The organism is Janthinobacterium sp. OK676, assembly GCF_900103595.1.
GTDB lineage: Bacteria > Pseudomonadota > Gammaproteobacteria > Burkholderiales > Burkholderiaceae_D > Janthinobacterium.
Genome location: NZ_FNHA01000014.1, coordinates 86,045 through 100,413, shown reverse-complemented (window position 1 = coordinate 100,413; position 14,369 = coordinate 86,045). Strand labels below are relative to the sequence as shown.

Here is a 14,369-nt window from a genome sequence, read left to right as displayed (position 1 = left end):
TGTAATCAGGTTGCCCTGCGGTCGAGCATCGCGCGGGCAATCGTGCCCGCGTCGACGTATTCCAGTTCGCCGCCCACGGGCACGCCGCGGGCCAGGCGGCTCACGCGCAAGCCCCGCGCTTTCAGCATTTCGCTGATGTAGTGGGCCGTCGCTTCGCCTTCATTGGTGAAGTTGGTGGCCAGCACCACTTCGCCGACCACGCCATCGTTGGCGCGGTTCAGCAATTTTTCGAGGTGGATGTCTTTCGGGCCGATGCCGTCCAGCGGAGAGAGCCGCCCCATCAGGACGAAATACAGGCCCTTGTAGGTGAGCGTCTGCTCGATCATCAGCTGGTCGGCGGGCGTTTCCACCACGCACAGCAAGCGCTTGTCGCGCTCTTCGTCGAGACAGGTCTCGCACACTTCATGTTCGGTAAAGGTATTGCACAGGCCGCAGTGATGCACGGCATCGACGGCCTGGAACAGGGCGCGCGACAGCATGGCCGCGCCTTCCCTATCGTGCTGCAACAAATGAAACGCCATCCGCTGCGCCGACTTGGGGCCGACGCCGGGCAGGCGCCGCAGCGCCTCGGTCAAGAATTCAAGCGACTTGGACATGGATCAACCTTGCCCCGTGCCATAGATCGAGCGCATGCGACAGTGCATCAGAATGGCATTTTGAAGCCGGCTGGCAAGTTCATGCCACCGGTCAAACCTGCCATTTTTTCAGCGGACGTCGCTTCCGCCTTGCGCACGGCGTCGTTGAAGGCGGCGGCCACCAGGTCTTCCAGCATGTCCTTGTCGTCGGCCAGCAGCGACGGGTCGATGGACACGCGCTTGACGTCGTTCTTGCACGTCATGACGATTTTCACCAGGCCGGCGCCGGACTGGCCTTCCACTTCCACCAGCGCCAGTTGTTCCTGGGCTTTTTTCATGTTGTCTTGCATTGCTTGCGCCTGCTTCATCAGGCCAGCCAGTTGATTTTTCATCATGAGAATGCTCCGTTCAATTCAGTTTATGAGTTTTGTTAATCATTAATGCAGGGTCGGCGCGGCGGAGCCGGCCGGTGCAGGGGTAATCGTTCCCGGCACAACAAAAGCGTCGAATGCACGCTTCATGTCGAGCACGAAGGGATCGCTGGCAATGGTTTCTTCCGCTTGCAGCTGGCACGCCTCGCGGTGGGCCTGCGCTTCCGCGCTGGCCGTGTACCAGACGGCGCCCAGTTCCGTGTCGACATTGACCTTGCGGCCAAAACGCTCGGTCAGCACGGCCGCCAGTTTTTCCACGTTGGCAGGACTGCGCCACGTGTCGATCGGCACGCGCAAGCGGAACGTGGTGCTGTGGCCGTCGTGCAGGCATTCGATCAGCTCGGCCTGCACGGCCAGCTGCTGGGCTATGCCACGCAGGGGCAGCACGGCGGCGACGGCCGGCCAGTTGCCGTCCCAGTCCAGGCCCGGCACGGGCGTGATCACATACGGCCCGCTCGGTGCGGCTTGCTTGGCGGCACGCTGCGGCATGACGACGGCCGGCTGCTCGCTGCTTTGCGCGGCGGGCGCCGACACGGCAGCCGAAGCACTGTCGTCGGAAAATTCGGTGACCCACGGCGGCAAGTCGTCGTCGGCGGGCGCCTGCTGTGGCGGCGGCGCGGCAGGACGCGTTTGCTGCACGGGCGCGGCAGCGGCCACGGGAGCTTCCATCACGGCCACGGGCGGCGCATCGTCCCACGGCGCCGGCGCTTTCGCGGCGGCGGGCGGTGGTGGCGCTACAGGTGCTGGTGGTGCTGCAGGTGCCACTGGCGCGGCGGCGACAGGTTCCGGTGCAGGAGCCACCGGCTTGGGCGCCGACGATGGCGCAGAGGGCGCGCTGCCCGGACGGCCCTTCGATGCGGCGCGGGCCGCTTCCAGCGCCGCATTGATGGCGGCGCGGGCGGAACTGATCGGGGCGCCCGAGGCGGCCGGGGCAGCCGCAGCGGGAGCGGCGGCAGGCGGCGGCGCCGCAGGTGCTGGTGCCGGGGCGGCGACGGGTGCCGGTGCCGGAGCGGCCGGGCGTGGCGGCGGCGCTTCGCTGCGCGCCATGCTGGCGGCGGCTGCTGCCACGACGGCGGGCGGTGTCACGGCTGCATGGCTGGCCACGCTGTTCGTGGCGGCGCGGGCGGCCGGCGCAGATGCGCCAGCGGCGGCGCGCGCGGCGGCCACGGCCGCGGGACGGTTGCCTGGTACCGATGTTGGTGCCGCAGCCGGCACGCCTTCGGCACCGCCTATGCCGGGCCGAAAGGCCAGCATGCGCAGCAAGGTCATGGTAAAGCCCGCGTATTCATCGGGCGCCAAGCCCAGTTCATTGCGGCCATGCACGACGATCTGGTAAAACAGCTGGACTTCTTCCGCGTCAAACGCGGCAGCCAGACGCACGATGTCCGCGTATTCAGGCAGATCCTGCGGCAAGGCGGCGGGTACGGTTTGCGCCAGCGCAATGCGATGCAGCAAGGTGCCCAGGTCTTGCAGGGCGCCGTTGTACGACAGGCTGCGCGAGGCCATTTCGTCGGCCACAGCCAGCAGATCGGCGCCATCCTGCTGCGCCAGCGCGTCGAGCAGGCGCACCAGGTAGGACTGATCGAGCGCGCCGAGCATGCCTTGCACGGCGTCGAGCGTCACTGCGCCGGCCGCATACGCGATGGCCTGGTCCGTCAGCGACAGCGCGTCGCGCATGGAACCGTGGGCGCCCTGGGCCAGCAGGCGCAAGGCCGGCTGTTCGAAGACGATGCCTTCCTGCCCAAGGATATTGTCCAGGTGACTGATGATGTGGCCGGGCGGCATCTGCTTGAGGTTGAACTGCAGGCAGCGCGACAGCACGGTCACGGGTATCTTTTGCGGGTCCGTCGTGGCCAGGATGAACTTGACGTGCTCGGGCGGCTCTTCCAGGGTTTTCAGCATGGAATTGAACGCATGGTTCGTCAGCATGTGCACCTCATCGATCATATAGACCTTGAAGCGCGCATTGCTCGGCGCATACACGGCTTGCTCGAGCAGCTGCGCCATTTCATCGACGCCGCGGTTCGACGCCGCATCCATCTCTATATAGTCGACAAAGCGTCCCGCATCGATCGCCGTGCACGCTTCGCACACGCCGCAAGGCTGGGCCGTGATGCCGCCCGTGCCGTCGGGGCCGATGCAATTGAGCGACTTGGCCAGGATGCGCGACAGGGTCGTCTTGCCGACGCCGCGCGTGCCCGTGAACAGGTAAGCATGATGCAATCGGCCGCTGTGCAAGGCATGCGTGAGCGCGCGCACGACGTGCTCCTGGCCGACGAGCGTCTCGAAATTCTTGGGGCGGTATTTACGGGCGAGGACTTGATAGGACATGCTGAGATTTTACCATGCGATTTTGCGGGTGATCCTGCGCGGCGGGCGCAAGCCTCATGGCCGGGCCATTCCAATATGGCAGACGCGGCAAAGCAGCAATTGTATAACATGGCCAGCTAGAAACAGTGAAAACACGGCAAGCCGGGCAATGCAGTGGATCGGCAAGAAAATGGAGCCGTAAAAGCAAAAAAGCTGCCCTTGGCAGCTTGATTGTTGATCCTGATAAAACATTCCCGAAGGAGGCGAGCCTGATCTGCGGCACTCATGGTTAATAGCCGTGGCTGCTTCGTTCCCGACCTGACCAGGTTAGCCATGCCACGATGCGCAGGGGCCCGCCAGGGACAATTATAACCGACCTGCGCAAGATTGGGAAATTGCCGTGTCAATGCTGCGTAGGTCGGCGTAGGTCGGCTTAGGCCGCAGGCCGTAAGCCGTAAGCCGACGCTACTGAATATGCAGGCCCTGGGTATCCAGACGCTGCCGAACACGCAAGCACCGCAACGTCGGCTTACGCGCTGCGCGCTAACCCGACCTACCGCCCTACCCTGTTATAAACCCAGCTCCTGCCAAATCCCATCCACCTTGGCCTTCACTTCCGGCGTCATGGCAATCGTCGTGCCCCACTCGCGCGTCGTTTCGCCCGGCCATTTATTGGTGGCATCGATGCCCATCTTGCTGCCCAAGCCGCTGACCGGCGAAGCGAAGTCCAGGTAGTCGATCGGCGTGTTGTCGACCAGGGTCGTGTCGCGGATGGGGTCGACACGCGTGGTGATGGCCCAGATGACTTCTTTCCAGTCGCGGATATTGACGTCTTCATCAACCACGACGATGAACTTGGTATACATGAACTGGCGCAAGAAGCTCCACACGCCGAACATCACGCGCTTGGCATGGCCTGCGTACTGCTTCTTGATCTGCACCACGGCCATGCGGTAGCTGCAGCCTTCGGGCGGCAGGTAGAAATCGGTGATTTCACTGAACTGCTTTTGCAGCAGCGGCACGAACACCTCGTTCAGCGCCAGGCCCAGCACGGCCGGCTCGTCCGGCGGTTTGCCCGTGTACGTGGAATGGTAGATCGGGTCGCGGCGCATGGTGATGCGGTCGATGGTAAACACGGGGAAACTGTCCTGCTCATTATAGTAGCCCGTGTGGTCGCCATACGGCCCTTCCAGCGCATGCTCGTAGCCGCTCGGATGGTTTTCGTCCGGATAGATATGGCCTTCGAGCACAATTTCGGCCGACGCAGGCACGCGCAGCTCGCTGCCGATGGCTTTCACCAGCTCCGTGCGGCTGCCGCGCAGCAGGCCGGCGAACTGGTATTCGGACAGGCTGTCGGGCACCGGCGTGACGGCCCCTAATATAGTAGCGGGATCGGCGCCGAGCGCGACGGCGATCGGATACGGCTTACCCTTGCTTTGAATCGCGTGCTCGCGGAAGTCCAGCGCCCCGCCCCGGTGCGCCAGCCAGCGCATGATGACCTTATTGCGTCCCAGCACTTGCTGGCGGTAGATGCCGAGGTTTTGCCGCTTCTTGTTCGGGCCCTTGGTAATCACCAGGCCCCAAGTGATCAGAGGGGCGACGTCGCCTGGCCAGCAGTGTTGAATAGGCAGGCGCGCCAGGTCGACGTCGTTGCCTTCCCAGACGATTTCCTGGCACTTCGCGCCGCGCAACTCCTTCGGCGACATGTCCCACACGGATTTCACCAGCGAACCGAGGCCCAGCAGATCCTTGAAATCTTTCGGCGGTTCCGGCTCCTTCAGGCGCGCCAGCACATGGCCGATCTTGCGCAACTCGCTGACGTCTTCCGCACCCATGCCCAGCGCCACGCGGCGCGTGGTGCCGAACAGGTTGCCCAGCACCGGCATGGCGTGTCCCGTCGGATTATTGAACAGCAAGGCCGGCCCGCCCGCGCGCAAGGTGCGGTCGCAGACTTCCGTCATCTCCAAAATCGGTGAAATGGGGGTCGAAATGGGCTTAAGTTCACCCATTTGTTGCAGTTGAGAAATAAAATCTCGTAAATCTGAATATTTCATGTGTTTTTAATTTTTTTTGACGTCGGACGCCGTTGCTGAAGGATCTATGCCAAGTAATTGATTTTATTGGCTTTTGGCACAATGCAAGTCAAAAAGTAAGACATAAAAGTAATAAAGAAACGATTCGTTAGTATTGACTTGATATAAAACGGCTTCTACAATTCGCCCAACTTGAAAGAGCACGCCGGCCCAGAGCTTGATTTTAGCGTTTCTCTTTCATTCACGGAGTCGGGGCTCCACATGACATTTTAAGGAGTGTTTTCAAAAGGCGTCTGCCTTACCCCCGGTAAAAGTTGTATTGCGACTGATCCAATACCAGAATGGGACCGATCAGCTCAAGCAAGCAATGACGGCGTTTCTCGCACGCATCCATACGCGGCGGAAACGATGATATTTCTGATGCACGGCATTGGCAGTACCCACAACACCGCGACACCGCGGAGGGACCGCCTGTTGACGCGACATTTCGGGGAACTCTATGACTCATCGTAGCACTGAAGCAGCATTGCCTGCTTCAACCGTGGCTGGCCAGCCAGCATTGGCGCGTTTGCGCGCCCGCGCGAAGGCCATTTCAGCACGTGGCGTATTGACCACGGCGCAACACACACTGACAGTCTTCGGCATTTCCGCCCTGGCACTGATCGCCCTGCTGATGTTCCGCCCGGACCTGGGCAAGCAACTGACACACAGCCTGTTCCCGCTGCCGATGGCGGAAGCGCAAGCCGTCGAAGCGCCGGCCCTGTCGGCACTGATGGAAGCGCCCGCCTCCGTGCAAACGGCCGCCGCCAGCGAAGCACCTTTGACCAAGGAAGAAAAAGCCTTGCTGGGTACGCAAAAGCAGCAGCAATGGGTGACCAACTGGCTCTCCAAGCGCTACCGCGTGGCCAACGACGCGACCAATATGCTCGTGTCGACGGCCTACCTGACGGCCCGCGAAATCAAGCTGGACCCGCTGCTGATCCTGGCCGTGATGGCCATCGAATCGGGTTTGAACCCGTTCGCGGAAAGCCCCGTCGGCGCGCAAGGCTTGATGCAAGTCATGTCGAAAGTGCACCATGAGCGCTTCCAGGAAATGGGCGGCGTGCAGGCAGCCCTGAACCCGGTCGCCAACATCCGCGTCGGCTCCCTGATCCTGAAAGACTACGTCACGCGTGGCGGTTCCGTCGAAGCGGGCCTGAAAACCTACGTGGGCGCCGCCAACTTCGCCACCGACTCGGGCTACGGCTCGCGCGTGCTGGCCGAATACCGCCGCCTGAAGCAAGTGTCGGCCGGCCAGCGCGTGCCGACCACGACGCCGGTGATGGCATCGAACACGCCAGCGCCAGCCAAGGCGCCGACAGCGGTAGCGGAAAGCGGCATCACCATCAAAGTACTGCCCCACAACGAGATCGCCGGCCTGTGACCCTTTAAAAGCCCTCACAGGGGCATCCAAAAAGCAGCACCCAGTAAAAAAGCCACCGCACGCAAGTGCCGGTGGCTTTTTTATTGCCCTGCGGCAGCAGCCGCAGGGATTACGCTATATTACTTGCGCTTGTTGGCGTTGACTTCTTCCTCGCGGAATTTCACTGCCAACTTGTCGAGCACGCCGTTCACATACTTGTGGCCGTCGATACCGCCAAACGACTTGGCCAGCTCGACCGCTTCGTTGATGACGACGCGGTACGGGATTTCCATGTTGTTCTTCAGCTCGAACGCGCCGATCAGCAGGATGCCGTGTTCGATCGGCGACAGTTCCGCGATATTGCGGTCGATCAAGGGCGCCATGCTTTCGCGCAGCGCCAGCGAATCCTTGATGGCGCCGTACAGCAGCACCGTGAAATGATCGCCATCGGCCTTGTCGAAACCGTGGGCCGCGCGAATATTGTTCACGACGGTGGTCGCGTCTTCATTGTTCAGCAGCCACTGGTACAAGCCCTGCAGCGCAAACTCGCGCGCGCGGTGACGCGGCGTGCGGTTTTTGCTGGGATTGGCGAGCAAATTTTTCTCAGTCATGATTGTTACCTGTTCTTAAATACGTATTTACTGCAGATAGTGACGAATACCGCGGTGCGCTGCCAGGCAGCACACTGCGGCGCAAGCACGATTAATCCTCGTCTGTGTCTTGCAACTCTTCCAGCGCTTGCGCCAGATTGGCCATTTCCACTGCCACGCGTGCCGCTTCCGCTCCCTTGACCAGCATGCGCACTTCCGCCTGCTCGTCGTTTTCGGTCGTCAACACTGCGTTGGCGATGGGGATGCCGTAATCGAGACCGACGCGCGTGATGCCCGCGCCCGATTCGTTCGATACCAGCTCGAAGTGGTAGGTTTCACCGCGAATCACGGCGCCCAGTGCGATCAGGGCGTCGAATTGCTCGGTTTCCGCCATTTTTTGCAGAATCAGTGGGATTTCCAGGGCGCCCGGCACGGTCACGTGCAGGATATCTTCATCGGCCACGCCCAGCTTGCTCAACTCTTCCAGGCATGCCGACAGCAAGCCACCACCGACGATTTCATTGAATCGTGCCTGGACGATACCGACGCGCAAACCTTCGCCGGCAAAATTGGTTTCGTATGCTCCTACGGTCATCATATGCCTCTTTATCAGGTGATCAGCGGCCAGCCATGCGCCAGGCCGCCGAAATTATTTAATTACTGCTGGCCAGGATGGCACTGAAAACCGGTCACCTCCAGGTCGAAACCGACCATCGACGGCATCTTGCGGGGGCTGGCCAGCAATTGCATCTTGCTCACGCCCAGGTCGCGCAGGATTTGCGCGCCGATGCCATAGCTGCGCAAGTCCATGCTGGCGGCGCGGCCTTTTGGCTTGGCTTGCGGCGTATCAAGCGCGGCGAACTGGGCAAACAGCTCGCTCGACGTCTCGCCGCAGTTCAGCAGGACCATCACGCCACGCTCGGCCTGCTTGATGGCGGCCATCGAGGCGGCCACCGTCCACGAGTGGGTGGTCGCTTCGCTTTCCAGCACGTCCAGCAGGGAAACGGGCTGGTGCACGCGCACCAGCGCTTCCAGGCCGGGAGCCAGGTCGCCATGCACGAGGGCCAGGTGGGCCGATGCGCTGGGCTTGTCGCGGAAGGCGATCAGACGGAATTCGCCGTGCGCCGTGTGCAGGGTGCGCTCGGCAACGCGCTCGACCAGGGACTCGGTCTGGCTGCGGTAATGGATCAGGTCGGCAATCGTGCCGATCTTCAGGCCATGCTGCTCGGCAAACACCAGCAAGTCCGGCAGACGCGCCATGGTGCCGTCATCCTTCATGATTTCGCAAATCACGGACGCGGGCGTCAAGCCGGCCATGGCCGTCAGGTCGCAACCGGCTTCCGTATGGCCTGCGCGCATCAGCACGCCGCCTTTCTGCGCTTTCAGCGGGAAGATATGGCCAGGCTGGACGATATCGCTGGGCTGCGTGCCCTTGGCAACAGCCACCTGGATGGTCTTGGCGCGGTCGGCGGCGGAAATGCCCGTCGTCACGCCTTCGGCCGCTTCGATCGAGACCGTGAAATTGGTGCCGTAAGCCGTGCCGTTGCGCGACGTCATCATCGACAGGTTCAGCTCGTCGCAACGCTCTTCCGTCAGGGTCAGGCAGACCAGGCCACGCGCATGCGTGATCATGAAATTGATGGCTTCAGGCGTCACGAAATCGGCGGCAAGCACCAGATCGCCTTCATTTTCCCGGTCTTCTTCATCGACCAGTATCACCATGCGGCCGGCGCGCAATTCAGCGACGATCTCTTCGGTGCTGGATATAGACATTGTTCATCCTCGTATGACGCCTGGCCAAACCTGCTGCGCGTCGGTATAGGCGGCCTGCGATGCTCACCGTACCTTCGTACGGTTGCGCGTCTCGGCCACCTCTCCCTTCCGCTCGCGACGGTTTTGCCGGGCGTTGTTAGTGAAACTAAAACTGAAACATCAAGCACGAATATTCCTCGGATTTCCGGGAATTTTCTTATAACCTGCTATTTTAAAGGATTTAGCGCTTGCAGACCTGAAATAAGACAGCTTTGCGGCACGGATGCCGCAGCAGGCCCGGGAAAGCGCCGATTCCCCGATCCTGCGCACGCGGCGGCGGCAAAGCGCGCGCCGCCGGCCTTGCAAAGAGCATAAGATCAGACTGTCACCGCCACGGCGCTGATACCCACTCGCAGCGACACCCCACACAGGAGCGGCAATATGAAAACCAATGGATCGGCTATCTGGTCAGGCGGCATCAAGGATGGCAAGGGCGCCATCAGCACGCGCAGCGGCGCCTTGCAGGAATATCCCTACGGCTTTGCCAGCCGCTTCGAAGGCAAGCCCGGCACGAATCCCGAGGAATTGATCGGCGCCGCGCACGCGGGCTGCTTCACCATGGCCTTGTCGCTGATCCTCGGCGAAGCGGGCCTGACGGCGGAAAAAATGGACACGACGGCCGAAGTGACCCTCGACAAGGTGGACGATGGCTTCGCCATCACGGCCGTCCACCTGATCCTCAAAGCAAAGATACCGGGCGCCGACCAGGCGAAATTCGAGGAATTGACGGCCAAGGCCAAGGCCGGCTGCCCCGTGTCGAAGCTGCTGAAAGCCAACATCACCCTGGACGCCACCCTGCTGCCCTAGATTTTAGGCACGGGCTTGACGGGCTCCACGGGGGCTACCGGCGCCACCCGCGGCAGGCGCGAGTCGCTGGCCGGCAATGGCCGGTTCATCAGGCCGGGATTCAGGGCTGCATTGTTCAGGTTATAGGCGGCAATGGCCGCCGCCACGGACGGGTCTTGCGATGAGGGCAAGGGCACGGCCTGGCCCGCGTTTTGCGCAGCCAGCTCTTGCGCCTGCGCATTTTGCCGGGCCATCTGGGCTTGGGCCGTCGCCAGGCCCGCATCGGCCTGCCCCTGCGCTGCGCGTGCCAGTACCTGAGCCGCCAATTGTGGGGCGTCGGCGGCCAGCTGCGCCCGCGTCGTATCATCCGCCGCTGCTTGCGCCCGCTGCTGCAGCCCCTGCTGCTGCACTTGGCCCTGGCGCAGTTCGTCCACCCGCTCCGCTCCCTGCTGCCGCGCCTGCTGATCGGTATTGATGCGTTCGTTATCCAGGCGTTCGGCATCCAGGCGCTCGGCATCGACGCGCTGATTGTCCGTGCGCCGCGTCCGCAGTAGTTCCGCTGCATCGGCGGCGGCTTGCGCCGCAGGCGGGGGCCGCAGTTCCCGCAAGTCCAGGTTCAGCTCTTCCGCTTCCAGTTGCTGCTGCAGTTCCAGCTGTCGCTGCGCAATGGCAGCCGTTTGCGGCGGCGCCTCGTCGACGGGCTGCGGCTGGACGGCTTGCGTTGCGCTGGGCGACAGTGCTTCGCCCGTCAAATCCGCTTCGACATTGGTTGCCAGCGGCGCGCCCTGCTGCTGGGCCAGCACGGCGCCCACCTGCGCCAGCACGTCCGTTCCCTGTTGCAAGGCGTCCAGGGTGGCATTGCTGTCGGCCGCATACGCTGCCTGCAAAGTTGGCGCATCGACATCTTCATTGCGCAAGTCGATGCCGATGCGGGCCAGCTGCGCTTGCGTGAGCAAGCCGCCGTCCTGCGCCAGCGCGGCGGCCGTATCCGTCGTGCCATCGCCCGACAGCAAATCGTAGCGCTGCGCCAGGCTGCCCGGTGTGTCGCCTGCCGTCGCCAGCTGGCTGGCGTCGATGCCGCTCGTCTGCAGCTGGGCGAACGATTCCGTCAACTGCCGCGCCAAGGCCAGCAGGTCGTCATTAACATTCACGGGAGTATTTGCCGCCCTGGCCTCTTCCGTGGCGCCCTGCAGGGCCAGCAGTTGCCGGCGCGACAAGGCCACGCCGGACAGGAACTGGCCCAGCGGGGAGATATCGACCTGGGTCGAGGACTGGATGGCAAGGGCCGCCGCCGCACTGGACGGCGGCACGGGCCACGCGGGCGCCAGCGGCGCCGTCGCACCCACGCGCGGCGTGGCCGGGATGGTATTGGGCACGGTTGCGCGCGAAATCGGGTCCATGGCTAGCCTCCACTGCGGAAAGCTTCATAGTATGCGCGTCTGAAGGAAAAGCAACACACGCTTGGCAAGGCGGCAGCTGTGTTGCTTCAAGCTGTGATGTTAAGCGGCAGCCTTGTCCAAGGACAACATGCGCTCGACATAGCGGGCGATCAAATCGATTTCCAGGTTGACCTTGCCATCGACCGTCAAGTGTTTCAAGGTCGTCATGGCGATCGTGTGCGGGATCAGGTTGATCGAGAAACGGCAGCCGTTGACGGCGCCCGCGCCCAGGTCTTCCACTCGGTTGACGGTCAGGGACACGCCATTGACGACGACGGAACCCTTGAAGGCCAGGTATTTCGCCAACTCATGCGGTGCTTCGATCACCAGTTCCCACGATTCGCCCACGGCTTCGAACTTGCGCACGATGCCCAGGCCGTCAACGTGGCCGGACACCAGGTGGCCGCCCAGGCGTTCGGCCAGGGTCAGGGCTTTTTCCAGGTTCACTTCCGTGGTGGTATCGAGGCCCACGGTGCAATTGAGGCTTTCGCGCGAGACATCGACGGCAAAGCCCGTGTCCGATTTTTCCACCACCGTCATGCAGGCGCCATTGATGGCGATGGAATCGCCCAGGGCCACGTCCGCCAGCGGCAAGCCGCCAGCGTGGATGTTCAGACGCACGCCGGCATCGAGGCCGCCGTCGAGTGCTTGCACGGTTTCAATCTTGCCGATGGCGGCAACAATTCCTGTAAACATGGAGCTAACCCTATAAAAGTGTAAAAGTATTAATTGCGCTGGGCGAATCTTGCAAGGATACGCACATCTTCGCCCACTTGCTGAACCTGGTGAAATTGCAAAGTGCGCTGTTGCTTGATATCCGTCAGTGCGGGCAAGTCGAACATGCCTTGCGCATCGCCCAGCAAGGTGGGCGCCAGGTAGACCAGCAACTCGTCGACGCAGCCTTCGCGTATCAGCGAACCATTGAGTTTGGCGCCAGCCTCGACGTGGACTTCATTGATTTGCCGGCGACCCAGTTCCAGCATCAGCGCGGGCAGGTCGACCTTGCCGTCCCCATTCGGCAGCACGATGACTTCCGCGCCCAGGCCACGCAGCTGCGCTTCCTTTTCCGGATTGGCGACGGCGGCCACGATCCACGTGCCGCCGCCCTGCAAAATACGCGCATCGGCGCTGATGTCGAGCCGGCTGTCGACGACGATGCGGCGCGGCTGGCGCGGCGTCTCGACGGCGCGCACGTTCAGTTGCGGGTCGTCCGCCTTGACCGTGCCGATGCCCGTCAGGATGGCGCAGGCGCGCGCGCGCCAGGCGTGGCCGTCGGCGCGCGCCAGCGGCCCCGTGATCCACTGGCTTTGCCCGTTGTGCAAGGCCGTCATGCCGTCCAGGCTGGCCGCCGTTTTCATGCGCACCCACGGCTTGCCGCGCTGCATGCGCGAAAAGAAGCCGATATTCATTTCATAAGCCTCATCGGCCAGCACGTCCGTGGTGACGGCGATGCCGGCTGCTTGCAGCTTGGCCAGCCCCTGCCCCGCCACCAGCGGGTTCGGGTCCGTCATGGCGGCCACGACGCGGCCCAGCCCCGCGCGCACGAGCGCATCGGAGCATGGCGGCGTGCGGCCGTGGTGGTTGCACGGTTCCAAGGTGACATAGGCGGTGGCGCCGCGCACGTCGTTGCCGCGCGCCGCCGCATTGGCCAGCGCTTGCACCTCCGCATGATCCTGCCCGGCCGCCTGCGTCACGCCGGCGCCGATCACCTGGCCGTCCCTGACGATCACGCAGCCGATGCGGGGATTGGGCGAGGTCGTGTACAAACCGCGCGCCGCCCATTCCAGCGCCAGGCGCATGCCATCGATATCGTTGAGTATTTCCACGGGCTTCTTTGCTTGAAGATAAATAATTGGTCAGTCTTGCTACGAACTGTCGGCCACGCCGCTGCAATTGACCGCCTGCTGCTGCGGATCGCACACGCGCACCCTGCCCAGCATATTGATTTTAATATGCCGTACCTGCTTTCCCAAAGCCAGGGACAAGGTGCCCCAGCGCGCCGCCAAACTATTGGTCGCGCTGCAACTGCGTCCTGCGCCATTGTAGGCGATATAAAACGGCGCCGTGGCCGAGGAAAATGTGAACTGGGCCGTGATGCCCTCGGGCAGCGGTCCCTGGCGGAACAGCAATTCGTCATCGCCATCGAACGCCAGGTTGACATTGCGGTCGATGAATACCAGCCAGCCCGTGCGCCAGTCCGCGCCACCGGGCCCGGCCGGCATCAGCAGCACGCGCTGCCCGCGCGCCATCGCCTGTGCCCGCGTCAATTCGATGGCCGAGAACAAGTCCGTGGCCGCCGCGCGCACTTGCTGGCGCGCCAGCACCTGCTGCAAACTGGGCATGGCAGCGGCCGCCAGCAGCGCGGTAATCGCCAGCACGGCCAGCAATTCGAGCATGGTGTGCCCGACGGTGTGGCCGAAAGTTTGCCTGCTCCAAGGTGGCCGCTTGCGGGTGGCCATCGGCTAGGGCCAGCAATGGCTGGCCGGGCCGCTGCTGCCGCGCTGGCCCATGCTGCTGAACGACAGGACGCCGCAATCGGCATCCTGGAACTGCGCATCGACCTTGGACGTGCCCGGCATGGCGCGCAACAGCACGCATTGCCCGATCGCCAGGCCGGGACAGGCCAGCGCCTCGATTTCATACGCGCTGCCGGCCGCGCCCCCGTCGCCGGACCACCACGGGAACTGCTGCGCCTGCTCCGCCGGCGACGCCGAGGAAAATGCCAGATAGTGATTATTCTGCGAGTAATAGCGCTCCTGCTGCTGCATCAGCCGCAGCAGGGCCGCCTGCCCCTGCACCCGCTTGGCGCGCACGACGTGGCCATGATAAGCGGGCACGGCCAGCGCCAGCAGCAGGCTCATGATCGCCAGCGCGGCCAGCAGTTCGATCAGGCTGAAGCCCTGCGGGTTGGCAGCGGGAGCGCCACCGTTTGCAGCAGGTCCATTCCGCCTTGCCAGCGTCCCCATGCGATCCCCCTTTCCAAAAAGCGCC

At 63.0% G+C, this 14,369-nt stretch carries 14 protein-coding genes and 1 other RNA gene; 2 read left to right on the top strand and 13 right to left on the bottom strand.

The window, feature by feature from the left end; genetic code table 11:
* Positions 1 to 5: 5 nt before the first annotated feature.
* The 5 genes from recR to ubiD form a co-directional block, all read right to left on the bottom strand.
* The gene (gene recR, locus BLU39_RS24075; RefSeq protein WP_034786598.1) at positions 6 to 596 is read right to left on the bottom strand and encodes a recombination mediator RecR; all 591 of its coding nucleotides are present in this window, start codon (positions 594 to 596) and stop codon (positions 6 to 8) included.
* Positions 597 to 643: 47 nt separating this feature from the next.
* Complete coding sequence (locus BLU39_RS24070; protein WP_034759121.1) at positions 644 to 970, bottom strand: YbaB/EbfC family nucleoid-associated protein; 327 nt, start codon at positions 968 to 970, stop codon at positions 644 to 646.
* A 42-nt stretch (positions 971 to 1,012) separates the two neighbouring features.
* On the bottom strand, positions 1,013 to 3,337 hold the full coding sequence (dnaX, locus tag BLU39_RS24065) for a DNA polymerase III subunit gamma/tau (protein ID WP_092717915.1): 2,325 nt from the start codon (positions 3,335 to 3,337) through the stop codon (positions 1,013 to 1,015).
* Between the two features lie 238 nt (positions 3,338 to 3,575).
* Positions 3,576 to 3,674, bottom strand: an RNA gene (gene ffs, locus BLU39_RS24060) — signal recognition particle sRNA small type.
* A gap of 211 nt (positions 3,675 to 3,885) precedes the next feature.
* Positions 3,886 to 5,370: a 4-hydroxy-3-polyprenylbenzoate decarboxylase gene (gene ubiD / locus BLU39_RS24055; RefSeq protein ID WP_092717912.1), complete on the bottom strand. Its 1,485-nt coding sequence runs from the start codon at positions 5,368 to 5,370 to the stop codon at positions 3,886 to 3,888.
* A 478-nt stretch (positions 5,371 to 5,848) separates the two neighbouring features.
* Here ubiD and BLU39_RS24050 point away from each other — a divergent pair, with 478 nt between their 5' ends.
* Positions 5,849 to 6,772, top strand: coding sequence for a lytic transglycosylase domain-containing protein (locus BLU39_RS24050; RefSeq protein ID WP_175539398.1), 924 nt, complete (start codon positions 5,849 to 5,851; stop codon positions 6,770 to 6,772).
* Positions 6,773 to 6,891: 119 nt separating this feature from the next.
* Here BLU39_RS24050 and nusB read toward each other — a convergent pair whose 3' ends face one another.
* The 3 genes from nusB to ribBA form a co-directional block, all read right to left on the bottom strand.
* The gene (gene nusB, locus BLU39_RS24045; RefSeq protein WP_034759129.1) at positions 6,892 to 7,362 is read right to left on the bottom strand and encodes a transcription antitermination factor NusB; all 471 of its coding nucleotides are present in this window, start codon (positions 7,360 to 7,362) and stop codon (positions 6,892 to 6,894) included.
* Between the two features lie 91 nt (positions 7,363 to 7,453).
* On the bottom strand, positions 7,454 to 7,936 hold the full coding sequence (gene ribH, locus BLU39_RS24040; RefSeq protein ID WP_034759563.1) for a 6,7-dimethyl-8-ribityllumazine synthase: 483 nt from the start codon (positions 7,934 to 7,936) through the stop codon (positions 7,454 to 7,456).
* A 62-nt stretch (positions 7,937 to 7,998) separates the two neighbouring features.
* Complete coding sequence (gene ribBA, locus BLU39_RS24035; protein ID WP_046682331.1) at positions 7,999 to 9,114, bottom strand: bifunctional 3,4-dihydroxy-2-butanone-4-phosphate synthase/GTP cyclohydrolase II; 1,116 nt, start codon at positions 9,112 to 9,114, stop codon at positions 7,999 to 8,001.
* Positions 9,115 to 9,534: 420 nt separating this feature from the next.
* On the opposite strand from ribBA, the gene BLU39_RS24030 reads away from it, so the two are divergent.
* Positions 9,535 to 9,960 carry an OsmC family protein gene (locus tag BLU39_RS24030; RefSeq protein ID WP_092717907.1) on the top strand — a complete coding sequence of 142 codons (426 nt, stop codon included), beginning with the start codon at positions 9,535 to 9,537 and terminating at the stop codon, positions 9,958 to 9,960.
* Here the strand turns inward: BLU39_RS24030 and BLU39_RS24025 are convergent.
* The 5 genes from BLU39_RS24025 to BLU39_RS24005 all read right to left on the bottom strand — a co-directional run bounded on the left by BLU39_RS24025 (position 9,957) and on the right by BLU39_RS24005 (position 14,344).
* Positions 9,957 to 11,339, bottom strand: a complete 1,383-nt coding sequence (locus tag BLU39_RS24025) for a hypothetical protein (protein ID WP_092717904.1) — start codon at positions 11,337 to 11,339, stop codon at positions 9,957 to 9,959. The two genes, BLU39_RS24030 and BLU39_RS24025, sit on opposite strands and share 4 nt — an antisense overlap.
* A 99-nt stretch (positions 11,340 to 11,438) precedes the next feature.
* Positions 11,439 to 12,074, bottom strand: coding sequence for a riboflavin synthase (locus BLU39_RS24020; protein ID WP_035826106.1), 636 nt, complete (start codon positions 12,072 to 12,074; stop codon positions 11,439 to 11,441).
* Between the two features lie 29 nt (positions 12,075 to 12,103).
* Positions 12,104 to 13,204 carry a bifunctional diaminohydroxyphosphoribosylaminopyrimidine deaminase/5-amino-6-(5-phosphoribosylamino)uracil reductase RibD gene (ribD, locus tag BLU39_RS24015; RefSeq protein WP_092717901.1) on the bottom strand — a complete coding sequence of 367 codons (1,101 nt, stop codon included), beginning with the start codon at positions 13,202 to 13,204 and terminating at the stop codon, positions 12,104 to 12,106.
* A 39-nt stretch (positions 13,205 to 13,243) separates the two neighbouring features.
* A complete protein-coding gene (locus tag BLU39_RS24010) occupies positions 13,244 to 13,774 on the bottom strand; it encodes a GspH/FimT family protein (RefSeq protein WP_092717898.1) in 531 nt (176 codons plus the stop codon).
* Positions 13,775 to 13,840: 66 nt separating this feature from the next.
* Entirely contained in the window at positions 13,841 to 14,344 is a 504-nt protein-coding gene (locus BLU39_RS24005; RefSeq protein WP_092717895.1) for a type IV pilin protein, read from the bottom strand.
* Positions 14,345 to 14,369: the final 25 nt, after the last annotated feature.